18 protein-coding genes and 1 pseudogene are annotated in these 17047 nt (G+C 72.9%); 12 read left to right on the top strand and 7 right to left on the bottom strand.

Translation table 11 applies throughout. The annotated features are described in order from the left end of the window. Window positions 1-8: 8 nt before the first annotated feature. Entirely contained in the window at window positions 9-272 is a 264-nt protein-coding gene (locus FZC61_RS12540) for a DUF3311 domain-containing protein (protein WP_148614528.1), read from the top strand. Continuing rightward, window positions 269-1948 carry a monocarboxylate uptake permease MctP gene (gene mctP, locus FZC61_RS12545; protein WP_148614529.1) on the top strand — a complete coding sequence of 560 codons (1680 nt, stop codon included), beginning with the start codon at window positions 269-271 and terminating at the stop codon, window positions 1946-1948. The genes FZC61_RS12540 and mctP overlap by 4 nt, the downstream gene beginning before the upstream one ends. A 27-nt stretch (window positions 1949-1975) precedes the next feature. Here the strand turns inward: mctP and FZC61_RS12550 are convergent, their stop codons facing one another. From FZC61_RS12550 to FZC61_RS24075, 3 genes and pseudogenes are all read right to left on the bottom strand, one after another. Continuing rightward, complete coding sequence (locus FZC61_RS12550) at window positions 1976-2389, bottom strand: GlcG/HbpS family heme-binding protein (protein ID WP_148614530.1); 414 nt, start codon at window positions 2387-2389, stop codon at window positions 1976-1978. A 4-nt stretch (window positions 2390-2393) separates the two neighbouring features. Further along, a complete protein-coding gene (locus tag FZC61_RS12555) occupies window positions 2394-3404 on the bottom strand; it encodes an MFS transporter (RefSeq protein WP_170286092.1) in 1011 nt (336 codons plus the stop codon). Window positions 3405-3465: 61 nt separating this feature from the next. Beyond that, window positions 3466-3867: pseudogene (locus FZC61_RS24075) on the bottom strand (MFS transporter); the annotation flags it as partial. Between FZC61_RS24075 and FZC61_RS23685 the strand changes: the two are divergent. Then, window positions 3794-3958: a hypothetical protein gene (locus FZC61_RS23685; RefSeq protein ID WP_246142666.1), complete on the top strand. Its 165-nt coding sequence runs from the start codon at window positions 3794-3796 to the stop codon at window positions 3956-3958. The pseudogene FZC61_RS24075 and the gene FZC61_RS23685 sit on opposite strands and share 74 nt — an antisense overlap. Before the next feature lie 73 nt (window positions 3959-4031). Beyond that, on the top strand, window positions 4032-4679 hold the full coding sequence (locus tag FZC61_RS12565; protein ID WP_170286093.1) for a PadR family transcriptional regulator: 648 nt from the start codon (window positions 4032-4034) through the stop codon (window positions 4677-4679). Window positions 4680-4689: 10 nt separating this feature from the next. On the opposite strand, the gene FZC61_RS12570 is transcribed toward FZC61_RS12565, so the two are convergent. Next, window positions 4690-5556: a calcium-binding protein gene (locus FZC61_RS12570; RefSeq protein WP_170286094.1), complete on the bottom strand. Its 867-nt coding sequence runs from the start codon at window positions 5554-5556 to the stop codon at window positions 4690-4692. 40 nt (window positions 5557-5596) lie between these two features. Here FZC61_RS12570 and dxr point away from each other — a divergent pair, with 40 nt between their 5' ends. The 5 genes from dxr to FZC61_RS12600 all read left to right on the top strand — a co-directional run bounded on the left by dxr (window position 5597) and on the right by FZC61_RS12600 (window position 10892). Then, the gene (gene dxr / locus FZC61_RS12580; protein ID WP_148614535.1) at window positions 5597-6703 is read left to right on the top strand and encodes a 1-deoxy-D-xylulose-5-phosphate reductoisomerase; all 1107 of its coding nucleotides are present in this window, start codon (window positions 5597-5599) and stop codon (window positions 6701-6703) included. 1 nt (window position 6704) lies between these two features. Continuing rightward, on the top strand, window positions 6705-8075 hold the full coding sequence (locus FZC61_RS12585) for a M50 family metallopeptidase (protein WP_148614536.1): 1371 nt from the start codon (window positions 6705-6707) through the stop codon (window positions 8073-8075). 398 nt (window positions 8076-8473) lie between these two features. After that, on the top strand, window positions 8474-9631 hold the full coding sequence (gene ispG / locus FZC61_RS12590) for a flavodoxin-dependent (E)-4-hydroxy-3-methylbut-2-enyl-diphosphate synthase (protein WP_148614537.1): 1158 nt from the start codon (window positions 8474-8476) through the stop codon (window positions 9629-9631). Window positions 9632-9652: 21 nt separating this feature from the next. Next, window positions 9653-10498 carry a GNAT family N-acetyltransferase gene (locus FZC61_RS12595; protein WP_148614538.1) on the top strand — a complete coding sequence of 282 codons (846 nt, stop codon included), beginning with the start codon at window positions 9653-9655 and terminating at the stop codon, window positions 10496-10498. 28 nt (window positions 10499-10526) lie between these two features. After that, entirely contained in the window at window positions 10527-10892 is a 366-nt protein-coding gene (locus FZC61_RS12600) for a DoxX family protein (protein WP_148614539.1), read from the top strand. 49 nt (window positions 10893-10941) lie between these two features. Here FZC61_RS12600 and FZC61_RS12605 read toward each other — a convergent pair whose 3' ends face one another. Next, entirely contained in the window at window positions 10942-11934 is a 993-nt protein-coding gene (locus FZC61_RS12605; protein WP_148614540.1) for a hypothetical protein, read from the bottom strand. 104 nt (window positions 11935-12038) lie between these two features. Here FZC61_RS12605 and FZC61_RS12610 point away from each other — a divergent pair, with 104 nt between their 5' ends. The 3 genes from FZC61_RS12610 (at window position 12039) to FZC61_RS12620 (ending at window position 15696) form a co-directional block, all read left to right on the top strand. Then, window positions 12039-13808 (top strand): proline--tRNA ligase, encoded by a 1770-nt coding sequence (locus FZC61_RS12610; RefSeq protein ID WP_148614541.1) that lies wholly within the window; start codon window positions 12039-12041, stop codon window positions 13806-13808. A 1-nt stretch (window position 13809) separates the two neighbouring features. Continuing rightward, window positions 13810-14520 (top strand): HAD family hydrolase, encoded by a 711-nt coding sequence (locus FZC61_RS12615; RefSeq protein ID WP_148614542.1) that lies wholly within the window; start codon window positions 13810-13812, stop codon window positions 14518-14520. Between the two features lie 228 nt (window positions 14521-14748). Further along, the gene (locus FZC61_RS12620) at window positions 14749-15696 is read left to right on the top strand and encodes a zinc metalloprotease (protein WP_211357231.1); all 948 of its coding nucleotides are present in this window, start codon (window positions 14749-14751) and stop codon (window positions 15694-15696) included. Window positions 15697-16047: 351 nt separating this feature from the next. Here the strand turns inward: FZC61_RS12620 and FZC61_RS23085 are convergent, their stop codons facing one another. Beyond that, a complete protein-coding gene (locus tag FZC61_RS23085) occupies window positions 16048-16467 on the bottom strand; it encodes a ferritin-like domain-containing protein (RefSeq protein WP_170286095.1) in 420 nt (139 codons plus the stop codon). Next, entirely contained in the window at window positions 16464-16982 is a 519-nt protein-coding gene (locus FZC61_RS23090; protein ID WP_170286096.1) for a hypothetical protein, read from the bottom strand. Before FZC61_RS23090 ends, FZC61_RS23085 begins: the two co-directional genes overlap by 4 nt. Between the last annotated feature and the right edge of the window lie 65 nt (window positions 16983-17047).

The raw sequence follows: 17047 nt of genomic DNA on the forward strand, positions 1-17047 counted from the left end.
TCCGCCACATGAGTCTCGGGAACCCGGACGGCGCCTCGCGCCCCGACATCGACGTGCCCCCCACCGACCGGCGCAAGATCGTGGCCGCCTGCGTCTGCCTGGCGGTCCCGGTGGTCGCCCTGCTGTGGGTGCCCAGCTATGCCCGTGAGGACCCCAGCCTCGGGGGCTTCCCGTTCTTCTTCTGGTACCAGTTCCTCTGGGTGTTCCTCTGCTCCGGCTTCACCTGGACGGCGTTCAAGCTGGTGCAGAGCGCGCGCGGGGGCAGGCGATGAGCGCGCCCCTCGGCCTGGTCACCGACTCGAGCGTCAACGTCACCGCCCTGGTGGTGCTGGTCGCGCTCTTCCTCGTCGTGACGGTGCTCGGCTTCATGGCCTCGCGGTTCCGGCGCGCCGAGTCGCTCGACAGCCTCGACGAGTGGGGCCTGGGCGGGCGCAGGTTCGGCACGTGGGTCACGTGGTTCCTGCTCGGCGGCGACCTCTACACGGCCTACACGTTCGTGGCGGTGCCGGCCGCGATGTTCTCGCTGGGTGCGGTCGCGGGGTTCTTCGCGGTGCCCTACACGATCATCCTCTACCCGATCATCTTCGTCTTCATGGCGCGGCTGTGGTCGGTCAGCCACCGCCACGGCTACGTCACGACTGCCGACTTCGTGCGGGGCCGCTACGACGACCGCACCCTCTCGCTGGCCGTGTCGGTCACCGGCTTCGTCGCGACGATGCCCTACATCGCCCTGCAGCTCGTCGGCATCCAGGCCGTCCTCGAGGTGGCCGGGGTCGGCGGCGGCGACAACGCCCTGGCCAAGGACCTGCCGCTGCTGATCGCCTTCGCGGTCCTGGCCGCCTACACCTACTCCTCGGGCCTGCGGGCGCCCGCGATCATCGCCTTCGTCAAGGACGCCCTGATCTACGTCGTCATCATCGTGGCGGTCGTCTACCTGCCCTCGCAGGTCGGCGGCTGGGACGAGATCTTCGGGGCGGCCAAGGACAAGATGGCCGCGCCCAACCCGGCCACCGGCGCTCCGACCGGCAGCTTCATCCCCGGTGACGGGCAGATGTGGGCCTACGCCACGCTGGGTCTCGGGTCGGCGATGGCGCTGTTCATGTATCCCCACTCCGTCACCGCGAGCCTGTCCTCGGGCAGCCGCAACACGATCCGCCGCAACGCCGCCATCCTGCCGGCGTACTCCTTCGTGCTGGGCCTGCTCGCGCTCCTCGGCTGGGTGGCGATCGCGGCCGGCACCGACGTGACCGGCCTCGACGGCGAGAAGAACCCCCAGCTCGTCGTGCCGCAGCTGTTCGAGGACTTCTTCCCCGACTGGTTCGTCGGGGTCGCCTTCGCCGCCATCGCGATCGGCGCGCTCGTGCCCGCGGCGATCATGTCGATCGCGGCGGCCAACACGTTCTCGCGCAACATCTACAAGGAGTGGCTCAACAAGGACGCGACCCCGCAGCAGGAGGCGAAGGTCTCCAAGCTGATGTCGCTGGTGGTCAAGGCGTTCGCGCTGCTGTTCGTGCTCACCCTCGACAAGCAGAACGCCATCAACTTCCAGCTGCTGGGCGGCATCTGGATCCTGCAGACCTTCCCGGCGATCGTGTTCAGCCTCTACACGCGGTGGTTCCACCGCAAGGCGCTGCTGGCCGGCTGGGCGGTCGGCATCGTCTACGGCACCGTCAAGGCCTACGGCGTCGCGAGCGCGTCGACCGACCACTTCGGCGGCAGCCTGGCCGAGATCCCCGGCCTGGGCGACATGGGCTACATCGCCATGACGGCCTTCGCCCTCAACCTGGTGGTCACCGTCGTGCTGACGCTGGTGCTGCGCCGGCTCAAGATCGACAACGGCACCGACGTCACCCGACCCGGCGACTACCACGCCGACGCCGACGACCCGCGGGTCCAGGCCGACCTCGAGGTCGAGGACCCCTTCGCCCGCGAGCCCGACCACGCCTGACCGACGTCTCGACGCGCCGTGGTGCGGTCAGCCGTCGCTGCCCACCAGGGCCGCGCGCGCCGCCTGCGCCACGGCGGTGTCGCGTGCGGGGTCGAGGCTCCCGCCGACGCCGACCGCCCCGAGGACCCGGCCCTCGTGACGGACGAGCAGACCGCCGGCGAACACGTTGACCGGGTAGGGCAGGCCGCTGACCATCGCGGGCACGTAGGGACTGTCCGGCGGCAGGCCGCCGGTGTCGGCGCGCAGGTACGCCGCCGTGCGGGCCTTGGTCTCGGCGCTGTGGCCGGCCGCGATGGTGGCCTCGGCGGGCCGCAACGCGCCCAGCACGTGCCCTCCCGCGTCGACGATGCAGGTCGCGAACGCCTCGTCGGGATAGGTGGAGGCGGCGCGGGTCGCCGCGGCCAGTGCGTCCTGGACGGCCTGGGTGGTGAGCTGGTCCATGGGTTCATCTCTCTCTCGGTGTGGTGGCACGGCCGGTGGGCCGGCCGGGTGGCGTCCCCTCACGGTGTTGGAGGGGAGGCTCGGGGGCGACGGCGGCGCGGGCGGCGCGGGCAGCGGGGGCGGCGGGGGCGGCGGGGGAGTCGTCGCGCGGGACCGTCCGGCGCAGACACAGGGCGACGATCGCGGCCGTCGCGAGCAGCAGCAGACCGTTGACCAGGAACACCAGGTGCAGGGCGCTCGTGAAGGCGTCCGCCGCCGCAGCGACCCCGGAGGGTGTTGCGGGCCGGGGGTCGGACCCCAGGCGTGCGGCTACGAGCGCGGAGAGGACGGCGATGCCGAGGGTCCCGCCCACCTGGCGGGCGACGTTGTTGGCCGCACCGGCGACTCCTGCGTCGGGTGCGGGCACCGAGGAGACGGCCGCGCCCACGAGGGGGCTCAGCATCAGTCCGAAGCCGGTCCCGACCAGACCCAGGGGGACCACCAGGGCGAGGTAGCGGGTGCCGGGCTCGACCAGCGTGAGCGACAGGACCCCCGTCCCGGCGAGCACGGCCCCGCTCGCCACCGGGGTGCGGTAGTCGAAGCGGGCGGCGAGCCGGCCGGCGACGGGGGCGAGGGCGAAGATGCCTACGGTCGTGGGCAGCGTCCGCAGACCTGAGGTCAGCGGACCGACTCCCTGCACGTCCTGGAAGAACTGGCTGAGGAAGAAGCTGTGCGAGGTCAGCACCCACCCCACCGCGAGCGTGGCCAGGGCGCCGAAGGAGAAGAGCGGGACGCGGAAGAAGCCCAGGGGCAGCATCGGCTCGGCGCAGCGCGACTCGCGCACCAGGAACAGGGCCGCGCAGCACGCCGCCCCGACCACCAGGGAGGCCGCCGTCGCGCTCGTCCAGCCGCGGTCGTCGGCCTCGGAGATCGCCAGCACCAGCAGGGCCAGCGCCAGCGCGGCGAGCACCTGTCCCGGGAGGTCGAGCGAGCGGTCGCGCCGCGCGCCGGTCCGGGGAAGCAGACGGTGACCCACCCAGGAGGGCGACCAGCCCCAGCGGCAGGTTGACCCATAAGACGGCGCGCCAGTCACCGACCCCCTCGATCAGCACGCCGCCGAGGAGCGGCCCGGCGGCGAGCGCCACGCCCGTCACCCCTGACCAGAGCCCGATCGCGCGGGCGCGCTCCCGCTCGTCGGGGAACACCCCGGCGACCAGGACGAGGCCGGTCGGAGCCACCGCGGCGCCGCCGATGCCCTGGACGGCTCGACCGAGCGCGAGGGCGGGCAGCGTCGTCGCCAGCGCGCAGGTCGCCGACCCCGCCGTGAAGACGGCGATCCCGACGAGCAGCACGCGACGTCCGCCGAGCCGGTCGCCGAGAGCGCCGCAGGTCAGGAGCAGGGCGGCGAACGGCAGCGTGTAGCCGGTGACGACCCACCCGAGCCCGGTCACCGAGGTGTCCAGGTCGCTGCGGATGCTCGGCAGGGCCACCGAGACCACGGTGACGTCGAGCAGCACCATGAAGAAGGCGATGCCGGTGACCGCGAGGGTGGCGGCTTGGGTGCGGTTCAGTGTCATGAGCACCTCATAGTCCAATGTTGACTAGTACGGATTGGACTATGCTTGGCTCAGCACCCGACGTCAAGCCCCGAGAGGAGATCCGCGTGAGCCCCGAGCCCTCGCCCCGGTCAAGCGCGCGACCGCTGTCGACCGGCGGCCACGTCGTCCTCGGCCTGCTGATGGACGGCCCGGCCACCGGGTGGGACCTCGCGCGGGTCGCCGACCGCTCGATCGCCCACTTCTGGCCCGTGACCCGCGCGCACATCTACGCCGAGCTGCCCAAGCTCGCCGCCCGTGGCCTGGCCACGGCGACGGAGGTCCCCCAGGTCGGTGCCCCCGACCGGCGCGTCTACGAGGTGACCGAGGCCGGCCGGGAGGCGTTCGCGCGCTGGCTGGCCGAGGTCGACCTCACCGAGGAGCGGGGACGTCAGCCGCTCCAGCTGCAGCTGTTCTTCGCGGCGTACGCCGACACCGGGCGCCTCACCGGGCTCCTCGACGCGTGGCGTGAGCGCGCCACGGCCGCCGAGGCCCACTGTGCCGACATCCTGCGCCGCCGCGGGGTCGCGGTCGACGACCTCCCGCCCCTGGCGCTGTCGTCCGACGCGGGCGCCGGGGCGGACGAGCGGTCGGCCAGGCTGCTGGCGGGCCTGGACGCGCGCGCCATGACGGCGTTGTTCGGCCTGCGTCGGGCCCAGGCCGACCTCGTCTGGCTCGGTGAGGTGCAGCGCTCGCTGCTCGAACCGCCGCAGTGACCGACCCGGGTCAGGACCGGACGGCCTCGCAGTCGAAGACCTTGTCGGAGGCGTCGCGCACGGCCGTGTCGCGGCCGGGGCCGCCACCGATCGTGTCGGGGTCGGCGTCGCCGCGCAGGACGTCGTCGCCCTTGCCGCCGAACACCTGGTCGCGACCGGGGCCCCCGGCGATGGTGTCGCGGTCGTCGCCGCCGGCGAGCTCGTCGTCGCCGGCCCCGCCCGACACCCGGTTGCGGCCGATGCCGGCGCGGACCCAGTCGGCGCCCCCGCCGCCGGAGATGGTGTCGTCGTCGAAGGCACCGTTGGCGAAGTCTGCGCCCGCGCCCATCCGGATCGAGTCGTCGCCGGCGTCGGTCAGCACCCACATGCGAAAGCGCGACGAGAGCGTGGTGCCGTCGACCCGGTCGTCGCCGAGCCGCGGCCAGACCTCCAGGAACATCCGGCCGTCGCGGAACCTCGCGGGGATGCGGCACTGGGCGCCGACCCCGCGGGGGACCTGGATCGTGCGGCAGGTCGACGGCAGCGCCTTCCAGCCGCGGGCGGCGCGGTCGACGTAGCGCAGGCCCCCGCCCACCTCGGTGATCGTCAGGTCGTTGCCGGTGCCACCGCCCTGGAAGCGGTAGCCCCACCTGTCGATGCTCAGGTGCACCTGGCGGGTGCGCAGCCTCGGAAGGTCGAACTGCCCCACCAGCTCGGTGTCCGGGTGCGCGCCGTGCCCGTCACCGCGAGACGACGCCGGCCGCGCGTCCGCCGGGCTGACGGCGACCACGCCGACCACGCCAACCACGCCGACCACGCCGACCACGCCGACCGCGACGACGGCGGGGACCGTCGCCACGAGCAGGGAGACCAACAGGGCAGCGGCTCGCGTGCGCATGCCCGAGGGTAGCCCGCCACGCGGCTGACAGACTCTCCTCGTGGCAGATCGCAGCGCAGGTCCCAGGGACGTCGTCATCCTCGGCTCGACCGGCTCGATCGGCACCCAGGCCCTCGACGTCGTGCGCCGCAACCCCGGCCGGTTCCGCGTCGTCGGGCTGACCGCCGGTGGGAGCAACCCCGACCTGTTCGCCCAGCAGGTCGCGGAGTTCGCCCCGGCCTTCCACGGGCTGGGGGAGGAGGCCTCGACCGAGGCGGCCGCGCACCCGTGCGACGTCGTCCTCAACGGCATCACCGGCGCCGTCGGGCTGCGGCCCACGCTGGCCGCGCTCGACGCCGGCACGACGCTGGCCCTGGCCAACAAGGAGTCGCTCATCATGGGCGGCCCGCTGGTCCTCGAGCGCGCGAGGCCCGGGCAGATCGTGCCGGTCGACTCCGAGCACAGCGCGATCGCGCAGTGCCTGCGCGGCGGCAGCGCCGATGAGGTCCGGCGCCTGGTGCTCACGGCCAGCGGCGGCCCGTTCCGCGGCCGCAGCCGCGACGAGCTCGCCGCGGTCACCCCCGAGCAGGCGATGGCCCACCCGACCTGGGACATGGGCCCGGTCATCACCATCAACTCCGCCACCCTGGTCAACAAGGGGCTCGAGGTGATCGAGGCGCACCTGCTCTTCGGCATCCCGTTCGACCGGATCGAGGTCGTGGTGCACCCGACGAGCGTCGTGCACTCGATGGTCGAGTTCGTCGACGGCTCGACGCTGGTCCAGGCCAGCCCGCCGACGATGCTGATCCCGATCGCCCTGGGCCTCGCGTGGCCCGACCGGGTGCCCGACACGGCCCCGCCCGTCGACTGGACCCGCACCGAGACCTGGGAGTTCCACCCGCTCGACGACGAGGCGTTCCCCGCGGTCGCGCTGGCGCGCGAGGCCGGGCAGCGCGGGGGCACGGCGCCCGCGGTCTACAACGCCGCCAACGAGGTGTGCGTCGAGGCGTTCCGCACCGGCCGGCTCGCCTTCGTCGACATCGTCGACCGTGTCGGGGACGTCGTGCGGACCCACGACGTACCCTCGGAGGGGACCCCCACGGTCGACGACGTGCTCGCCGCCGACTCCTGGGCCCGCGACCTGGCGCACCACCTGATCGGAAACTGAGTTGACCGTCCTCCTCTACGTGCTCGGCGTGCTGATCTTCTTCACCGCCATCCTCACGTCCATCGGCCTGCACGAGCTCGGCCACATGATCCCCGCCAAGGCGTTCGGCGGGAAGGTCACCCAGTACTTCGTCGGCTTCGGTCCCACCGTGTGGAGCAAGCAGGTCGGCGAGACCGAGTACGGCGTCAAGGCGATCCCGCTCGGCGGCTACGTCAAGATCGTCGGCATGCTGCCGCCGGCGGCCGAGGAGCTCGTCGACAGCGTCGAGTACGACGACGAGGGCAACAAGGTCCAGCGGGTCCGCAAGTCCAACACCGGCATGTTCACCCAGCTCATCAGCGACGCCCGCACCGCCGAGTGGGAGCTGGTCAAGCCCGAGGACGCCGACCGCCTCTTCTACAAGATGCCGTGGTGGAAGAAGGTCGTGGTGATGGCGGGCGGCCCGACGGTCAACCTGCTCATCGCGTTCTTCCTGTTCTGGGGCGTCTTCGCGTTCAACGGCGTCCAGGGCGAGCCCAAGGTCGACCCCGGCGCGCCGGTCGTCGAGTCGGTCTCCGAGTGCCTCGTGCCCTACTCCGAGGACGGCCGCGCCTGCACGGCGTCGGACAAGAAGACCCCGGCCTACCTGATCGGGCTGCGCCCCGGCGACACCATCACGTCGTTCAACGGCACCGCCATCACCGGCTGGACCCAGCTGCGCGACCTGATCCGGTCCAACACCGCGGGCGACGCCACCATCACCTACCTGCGTGACGGCCAGCCGGTCACGCGCACCACCAGCACGACGGTCCAGGCGCGCCCCGACCCCGACTCCGCCGACGACAAGGTCCTGACCCAGGTCGGCTTCCTCGGGGTCACCCCGACCTCGACCGCCACCGTCACCAAGGGCGGGCCGATCTTCACCCTCGAGCAGATGGGCACCATGACCGTCGACACGGTCAAGGCCATCGGCACCCTCCCGGTCAAGGTCTACGGCGTCGGGAAGGCGATCGTCGGGGTCCAGGAGCGGGCGGCCGACAGCCCCGTCAGCATCGTCGGCGGTGGCCGCTTCGCCGGCGAGTCGACCGCGAGCGACCGGCTCGACGTCGGCGAGAAGGTGCTGTTCCTGGTCGTCCTGGTCGCCGGGTTCAACCTCTTCATCGGGCTGTTCAACTTCGTGCCGCTGCTGCCGCTCGACGGTGGCCACATCGCCTCGGCGCTGTGGGAGGCCCTGCGCCGCGGCATCGCCCGCTCCCGCCGACGCCCCGACCCCGGCTACGTCGACGCGGCCAAGCTGCTCCCGATCGCCTACGTCGTGGCCAGCGTGATGCTGGTGATGGGCCTGGTGCTCATCGTGGGCGACCTGGTCGCCCCGGTCGCGTCCCCGTACTGAGTCTGATTGGTCGTGCCCGGTCGGCTCGTGCCGCCGCGCCCGCGTTGCCTGGTGGCGCTGCCGCCGGTCTGGGCTGGCGGGCCGGACCGGCACGGGGGCCGACCGGGCCCGACGTGCGCCGTGTGGTCGGCCGGGGTGGGTGGTCGGGGCGCCTGGTGATCGGACCCGACCCGGTCGGCTCGTGCCGCCGCGCCCGCGTTGCCTGGTGGCGCTGCCGCCGGTCTGGGCTGGCGGGCCGGACCGGCACGGGGGCCGACCGGGCCCGACGTGCGCCGTGTGGTCGGCCGGGGTGGGTGGTCGGGGCGCCTGGTGATCGGACCCGACCCGGTCGGCTGGCGCCGCCTCCGCTCACCCTGGTGAGTCGGGTGGGTGCGGAAGGCGGCAGTAGCCTGGGACCCATGACCTCGACGCCCATCAACCTGGGGATGCCCGAAGCGCCGCCGCCGGTGCTGGCCCCCCGACGTCCCACCCGCCAGATCAAGGTCGGCAAGGTCGGGGTGGGCAGCGAGTCGCCGGTGTCGGTGCAGTCGATGACCACGACCCTGACCTCCGACGTCAACGCCACCCTGCAGCAGATCGCCGAGCTCACCGCGACCGGCTGCGACATCGTGCGGGTGGCCTGTCCCAGCCAGGACGACGCCGACGCCCTCAAGGAGATCGCGGCCCACTCGCAGATCCCGGTCATCGCCGACATCCACTTCCAGCCCAAGTACGTCTTCGCCGCGATCGACGCCGGCTGCGCGGCCGTCCGGGTCAACCCGGGCAACATCCGCAAGTTCGACGACCAGGTCAAGGAGATCGCCAAGGCGGCCCAGGACCGCGGCACCTCGATCCGGATCGGCGTCAACGCGGGCTCGCTCGACAAGCGGATCCTCGACAAGTACGGCAAGGCCACGCCCGAGGCGCTCGTCGAGAGCGCCGTGTGGGAGGCGAGCCTGTTCGAGGAGCACGGCTTCCGCGACTTCAAGATCTCGGTCAAGCACAACGACCCGGTCGTCATGGTGCGCGCCTACGAGCTGCTCGCCGAGGCCGGCGACTGGCCGCTGCACCTCGGCGTCACCGAGGCCGGGCCGGCGTTCCAGGGCACCATCAAGTCCGCGACCGCCTTCGGCGCGCTGCTCAGCCAGGGCATCGGCGACACGATCCGGGTGTCGTTGAGCGCGCCCCCGGTCGAGGAGGTCAAGGTCGGCATCCAGATCCTGCAGTCGCTCAACCTGCGCCCGCGCAAGCTCGAGATCGTCAGCTGCCCCAGCTGCGGGCGCGCCCAGGTCGACGTCTACACGCTCGCCGAGCAGGTCACCGCCGGCCTCGACGGGCTCGAGGTGCCGCTGCGCGTGGCCGTCATGGGCTGCGTCGTCAACGGCCCCGGCGAGGCCCGCGAGGCCGACCTCGGTGTGGCCTCGGGCAACGGCAAGGGACAGATCTTCGTCAAGGGCGAGGTCATCAAGACCGTGCCCGAGTCCAAGATCGTCGAGACCCTCATCGAGGAGGCGCTGCGCCTGGCCGAGGGCATGGAGGCCGTCGACGGTGCGGGCGCCCAGGTCTCCGTCAGCTGACCACTGCCCTAGGGTTGGCCCGTGCCAGCCAGCCGTCACGGGGTCCGCGTCCTCGGGACCCCTGACCTCGAGGCGTTCCTGCGCCTGGCCAACCGCGACCCGGTCGTCAACGTCTTCGCCCTCTACCGGGCCCGCACCACGAGCCTCGAGCCGCGCTGGCTCGGCGGTGAGATGTGGGGTCGCTTCGACGACGGCGAGCTGGTCGCCGCGTGCCACGTCGGTGCCAACCTGGTGCCGATCGAGGCCACGCCCGACGACGCGCGCGCCTTCGCCGAGCGGGCGCTGACCCGCAGCCGCACCGCGACCACCATCGTCGGCCCCCACGAGGCGGTGCGGACCTTCTGGAACGGTGTCGCCGGTAGCTGGGGGCGCCCCCGCGAGACCCGCTGGATGCAGCCGCACCTGGTCATCGACGGACCCCCGGCGGTCGAGCCCGACCCGTTCGTACGCCGTACCGAGCGCGCCGACATGGCCCTGCTCTACCCCGCCTGCGTCGCGATGTACACCGAGGAGGTCGGGGTCTCGCCCGAGGCCGGCGGCACCGGCGACCTCTACCGGGCCCGGGTCACCCAGCTGATGTCGCGCGGCTGGTCGTTCGCCCGCTTCGAGGGCGGCCGGCTGGTGTTCAAGGCCGAGGTCGCCTGCGCCACCGCCGACGCCGCGCAGATCCAGGGCGTGTGGGTCCCGCCCGAGCGGCGCGGCGAGGGCCTGGCCGTCGCGGGCATGGCCGCGGTGGTCAAGATGGTGCAGGCCGACATCGCCCCCGTCGTCTCCCTCTACGTCAACGAGTGGAACCAGCCCGCGCGGCGGGCCTACGCCCGGGTCGGGTTCCGGGAGTCCGCGCGCTTCTCGACCGTCATGTTCTGAATCCCGGGCCGAGCCCTACGATCGCCCGGTGACCCTGCAGCGCAGCACCCGGTTCCTGGCCCTCGGCTTCCTCGGCAGCGGGGCCGTCCACCTCGCCCGGCCCGCGGTCTACGAGCCGATGATGCCGGCGTGGGTGCCGGCCCACCGCGAGGTCATCCTCGGCAGCGGCGTCGCCGAGATCGTCCTGGGGCTCGGGCTGCTCGCGCCCCCCACCCGGCGGCTGGCCGGGTGGGGGAGCGTCGCGCTGCTGCTCGGGGTCTTCCCCGCCAACCTCAAGATGGCCGCCGACGCGATGGGCACCGACAACACCGCGCTCAAGGTCGGCACCGTCGCGCGGCTGCCCGGCCAGTGGCCGATGGTCAAGGCCGCGCTGGCCGCCACCCGCGGCGACTGACGGCGACTGACGGCGACTGACGGCGACTGACGGCGACTGACATGGCCCGTCAGTAGCCCGGCGTGCGGCGTACGGCGGACGCCCGCTCGCAGCTGCCCTGCGAGCAGCGCACGACGGCCCAGCGGCGGGTGCCGTAGGCGTCGAGCAGCAGGTGGGTGTCGTCCTCCCACGTGACGCCGCCGACGTGGCTCCCCACGGTGTACGACGCCAGGAGCCGGCCCTCGAGGGTGCGCTCCCACAGCCGGCCGGCGCCGAGCCCGTCGGTCAGCTTGTGCTGGGTCACGATCCGGTCGCCGTCGGGTGCGAACGCCCGCACCGCCTCGCGGCACGACGCCCAGAGCAGCTCGCGGGGCGAGCGCAGCTGGCTGACCTGGGAGCAGCCGCCGTCGTAGGGGTCCTTGTCGAAGGACGCGAGCCGGTTGCTGCTGATGTCGGCGGCGTAGACGATCCCGGAGTCGACCAGGGTGCGCCGGTTGGTGCGCACGTTCCACAGGTAGCCGCCGTCGGGCCCGCCGACGACGACGCGGTCGCCCTCGGCGTCGAGTACCCGCGGGAAGCGGGCGAACAGGCCGTGCCGCACCAGGTCGCCGGTGCCGGCGACGTAGTAGTCGATCGCCGTGCGTCGCTGCAGGAAGGACGTGACCAGCACACCCCCGCCGTCACCCGACAGCGTCACCTGCTCGGGGAGCGGGCCCTCGACGATCGTGGCCGCGGGGCCGGTGCCGACGCGCGAGGTCGTCCAGGTGTCCCCGACCAGCGACACCACGACGTACCCGCCGCCGGAGCGGCCCAGGACCGACGCCGAGCGACCGGGCACGTCGACGCGTCGGTCGCCGTCGACGACCTCGCCGCCCGAGACGTACGGCGTGGCGGGGTCGGCCCCGCGGCTCAGCTGGGCCGGCTTGATCTCGACCGGGCCCGCGGCCGTGGCCGGCGACGCGAGCAGAGGTGCGGCCGCGAGCGCGGCGAGCGCGAGGGCGCCGACGGTGCGCAGGGTGCGCAGGGTGCGCAGGGGGCGCAGGGTGCGCAGGGTGGTGAGCATGGGGGTTCCTCCCGAGTGACGGGCCGGCGGGTCGCCGGCTCGAACAGAAGACGCACGGGGTAACTGATTGGTTGCTCCGCACCGGCGAGCCGTAGCCTCACCCCATGATCATGCGGATGTCGACCCTGTTCGTGCGCACGCTGCGCGACGACCCCAACGACGCCGAGGTCCAGAGCCACCGCTTCCTGGTCCGCGCCGGCTACATCCGCCGCGCGGCGCCGGGCATCTACTCCTGGCTGCCCCTGGGGCTGAAGGTGCTGCGGCGCGTCGAGGCCATCATCCGCGAGGAGATGGACGCCATCGGCGCCCAGGAGCTGAGCTTCCCCGCGCTGCTGCCCCGCGAGCCCTACGAGGCGACCAACCGCTGGACCGAGTACGGCGACGGCATCTTCCGTCTGCAGGACCGCAAGGGGGCCGATTACCTGCTGGGCCCCACCCACGAGGAGATGTTCACCCTCGTGGTCAAGGACCTCTACTCGTCCTACAAGGACCTGCCGCTGTCGATCTACCAGGTCCAGACGAAGTACCGCGACGAGGCCCGTCCCCGCGCCGGGCTGCTGCGCGGGCGCGAGTTCATCATGAAGGACTCCTACTCCTTCGACGTCGACGACGCCGGGCTCGACGCCAGCTACCAGAAGCACCGCGACGCCTACATCCGGATCTTCGACCGGCTCGGCTTCGACTACGTCATCGTCAAGGCCACGTCGGGAGCCATGGGCGGCTCGCGGTCCGAGGAGTTCCTGGCCCGCTCGGCCGTCGGCGAGGACACCTACGTCCGCTGCACCCACTGCGACTACGCCGCCAACGTCGAGGCCGTCGAGGTGCGCGCCCCGCAGCCCGTGGCCTTCGACGACGCCCCCCAGGCGCACGCCGAGGCGACCCCCGCCACCCCCACCATCGACACGCTGGTCGACCACCTCAACGAGGCGTTCCCCCGCGCCGACCGTCCGTGGGCGGCCGGCGACACCCTCAAGAACGTGCTCGTCATGCTCAAGCACCCCGACGGCACCCGCGAGCCCCTCGCCATCGGCCTGCCCGGCGACCGCGAGGTCGACCAGAAGCGGCTCGAGGGCCAGCTCGAGCCCATCGAGGTCGAGCCCATGGACGAGGCCGAGCTCGCCCGCCACCCCGCGCTGGTCAAGGGCTACATCGGGCCCGGCGTCCTGGGGGAGAAGAGCGCGTCCGAGATCCGCTACCTGGTCGACCCCCGGGTCGTCGAGGGCACCCGCTGGGTCACCGGTGCCGACGTCGAGGGCAGCCACGTCCTCGACCTCGTCGCGGGTCGCGACTTCACCCCCGACGGCACCATCGAGGCCGCCGAGGTCCGCGACGGCGACGCCTGCCCCAGCTGCGACGAGGGCACCCTCGAGACCGCCCGTGGCATCGAGATGGGTCACGTCTTCCAGCTCGGCCGCAAGTACGCCGACGCCCTCGACCTCCGGGTGCTCGACCCCCACGGCAAGCTCGTGACGGTCACGATGGGCTCCTACGGCGTCGGCGTCAGCCGCGCCGTCGCCGCGATCGCCGAGGACACCCTCGACGACGTCGGGCTGTGCTGGCCCCGCAACGTCGCGCCCGCCGACGTGCACCTGGTGGCCGCCGGCAAGGAGGACGCCCTGTACGCCACGGCCGAGGAGATCGCCCGCGAGCTCGACGCCGCCGGCGTCCGGGTCCTCTACGACGACCGCCGCGGCAAGACCAGCCCCGGCGTGAAGTTCAAGGACGCCGAGCTCATCGGCATCCCGACCATCGTCGTGGTCGGCAAGGGCTTCGCCGACGGCACGATCGAGGTCAAGGACCGGCGTACCGGCGAGCGCGAGGACGTCGCCACCTCCGCGGTCGTCGACCACCTGGTCGCCCTGGTGAGGTCCTGACGTGCCGGGTGGCGGTGTCGACGCCGTCATCTTCGACTGGGGCGGCACCCTCACCCAGTGGCACGACATCGACTTCCACGCCGAGTCGCTCGCGCTCGCGCAGGCCGTGACCGGCGTCGACCACGACGTCCACGTCTCCGCCGAGCGGCTGCACCGCGCCGGTGAGGTCGTCTGGGGGCGCAGCCGCGACCACCAGCAGAGCTCGACGGTGGCCGACCTGTTCACCGTGGCCGGCCTCGACCACGACCCCGACCTGCTCGAGGGCTACTACGCCTTCTGGGAGCCGCACACCCTCACCGACCCCGAGGTCGGGCCGCTGTGGGAGGCGCTGCGCGAGCGCGGCCTCAAGGTCGGCGTGCTGTCCAACACGATCTGGCCCCGCTCGGTGCACGAGGGCATCTTCGAGCGCGACGGGGTGCGCCACCTGATCGACGGCGACGTCTACTCCAGCGAGATCCCCTGGACCAAGCCGTCACCCCAGGCCTTCCGGGCCGCGATGGACGCCGTCGGCGCGACCGACCCGAGCCGTTGCGTCTACGTCGGGGACCGGCTCTTCGACGACGTGTGGGGTGCCCGCAACGCCGGCCTGCGCGCCGTCCACGTGCCCCACAGCGACATCCCGCCCAGCCAGGTGGGCCACACCGAGGGCGACCCCGACGCCGTCATCACCACGCTCGCCGAGATCGTCGACGTCGTCGACGCCTGGCGCTGACGCCGCGGCCCACCGTCACCACACGGTGGTCGAGGAGGTTGCGCCCCTCGACCACCGTGGGGTGGCGGTCGGTGGTGGTCTCGTGACGGCTGCCCGGCCGATTGCGAGATCGTGCAGAGCACGAACGTGAAGGGCCCGGGGGGCTGGTGCGGGCGGGCCCCGACCCGCGACACTCCGCTCAGCCGGCACGGACGACCGTCGCAGCCGGACGCTCGAAAGGAACCCCTCGTGCGCTCACCTCGCCACGTCACGCTCCGTCTCCTCGCGCTCGCTGCGGCCTCCGTCACCGCGGCGGCCTTCCTGCCGGCCCCGTCGGCCTCGGCGGCGATCCCCGTCGAGCGGCGCGCGAGCGTCGAGCAGGAGTGCTTCGAGCCCGGGCCCGACCTGGCCACCTCGGCCCGCGGTGGCCAGGCGACCGACCACCGCGACATCACGCGCGCCGAGCAGCGGGCGATCGAGCGGCGTACCGACCGGATCCTGTCGCGCACCTCGGCGCGTCAGCGCCGTGCCGCGGTCGCCGCCCCGGTGCCCGTCTACGTCCACGTGATGGCGGCCAAGAACGGCGCCGGCGACGTCACCGACGCCCAGATCACGCAGCAGATCGCGGTGCTCAACACCGACTTCGCCGGGCAGGAGTCGACGGCGGCCGCCAACACCGGGTTCACCTTCACCCTGGCCGGCACCGACCGGTTCTACAACGACACCTGGCACCGTGACGGGTCCAGCACGACCTACCGCAAGCGGACCCGTCAGGGGGGCGCCAACGCCCTCAACATCTGGCTCGTCGACTTCAACTACCTCGGCATCGCCACGTTCCCGTGGGACTACGCCAAGAACCCCGGCATCGACGGCATCCGCGTGCAGTACTCCTCGCTGCCGGGCGGGTCGATCGCCAACTACGACCTCGGCAAGACCGCCACCCACGAGGCCGGTCACTGGTTCGGGCTCTACCACACCTTCCAGGGCGGCTGCGTCGCCACCAACGACGAGGTGGGCGACACCCCGGCCCAGTCCAGTGCCACCAGCGGGTGCCCCGAGGGCCGCGACTCGTGCACGCTCCCGGGCCTCGACCCGATCCACAACTACATGGACTACAGCTACGACGCCTGCTACGACCAGTTCACCCCCGGCCAGAGCACCCGCGCCAACCAGATGTTCGCCGCCTACCGCGCCTGACCGGCGCCACCGACGCGACCCGCGCCGGCCGCGACCACGCCTCCCGGGGCGCGGTCGCGGCCGGTTCGCGTTGCGGCGGGGACCCGATCACGGACCGCTGCGGCCCGGTGCAGGTCCTTGCAGGATCTTGCAGGTTTCTGCATTGCAGACTTGTGATGGATTGGCTCGGTGTCCCCGGAGGGTCCCCTGTTGCAGACTTCTGCACGAAGGGATGTCCCCCCGGCCCACCCGGTTCCCTTCACCTGGCCTCTGTCCCAGGCCATCAGCGGTCCGCGTACTCGTCCCTCCGGGGAGCATCTCGGGAGTTCCCCGGAGGATGAGTTCGCGGACCGCTCTGTTTTTCTCCCGCCCTCAGCGGCCCGGGAACGCCCGCGGGCTGCCGCCCAGGGCGAGCTCACGCACCGCCGAGTCGAGCACCGCGTCGATCGCCCAGGTGCGCTGCGACCCGGTCGCGCTCGCGACCAGGAAGCCGTACGTCGCCCCGCACGCCTGCTCGACGGCCAGGGCGGCGGCCGACAGGGAAGCAGTCTCGTCGGGCCGCACCGCGGGCAGGTCGTACGACGCCGCCGCGGCGACCGGCTCGCCGCCGGCCTCGCCGACCAGCTCGACGAGCTGGTCGCGCCGGTCGCGGTGGGTCGTGTAGGACTCGCGCAGGGCGTCGTAGAGCCGTGGTGCGCCGGACTGCGACGTCTGCGCCCCGACGTAGCCGACGACGAAGAGGGCCGCGTGCTCGGCGGCCAGGGTGGTCTGCAGTGCGTCGAGGTAGCTCACAGGGTGGTCCGCAGCTGGGCGACGGCCCCGGCCATCGACGCGAGGGTCTGGGCCAGCGCCCCGCTCCCGGCCGAGGTGGCGGCCTCGACGAGGGTGCGCTGCAGCCGCTCCTCGCGCCGACCCAGGCGCGCCAGGGCCTGCGCGGGGGACGCCGAAGGCCCGACCCCGTTCGTGCTGCGGGGCAGGTCGCCGAGCTCGCGGGCGTGCACGAGGTGCAGCCGCTCGAAGGGGCGCAACGTCGCTGCGACCTCCTGGTGCGCCCGGGCGTCGGCGCGGGCCGAGCGATGCGCCACCGCGAGCGCGGCCAGCACGGCGCCGACCAGGGCGGTGTCGTCGACGGCCGCGGGCTCGCCGTCGGCCGACGGGCTGCTGGTGGGGGTGATCGTCGGGTCGTCCGACGTGGGGTCGAGCGAGGACGCCGAGCACCCGGCCGCTGCGACGACCACCGCGCCCACGGCGGCGCCGAGCACGACCCGTCGGCTCAGGGTCGGGGCGGTGGGCGGGGGCGACGGCACCGGGCGACGATATCCGGTCGGACCCGGTCGATGCCCTAGGGTGGGCAGGCACCACTGCACCACCA

Source organism: Nocardioides rubriscoriae, assembly GCF_008087085.1.
Classification (GTDB): Bacteria; Actinomycetota; Actinomycetes; order Propionibacteriales; family Nocardioidaceae; genus Nocardioides; species Nocardioides rubriscoriae.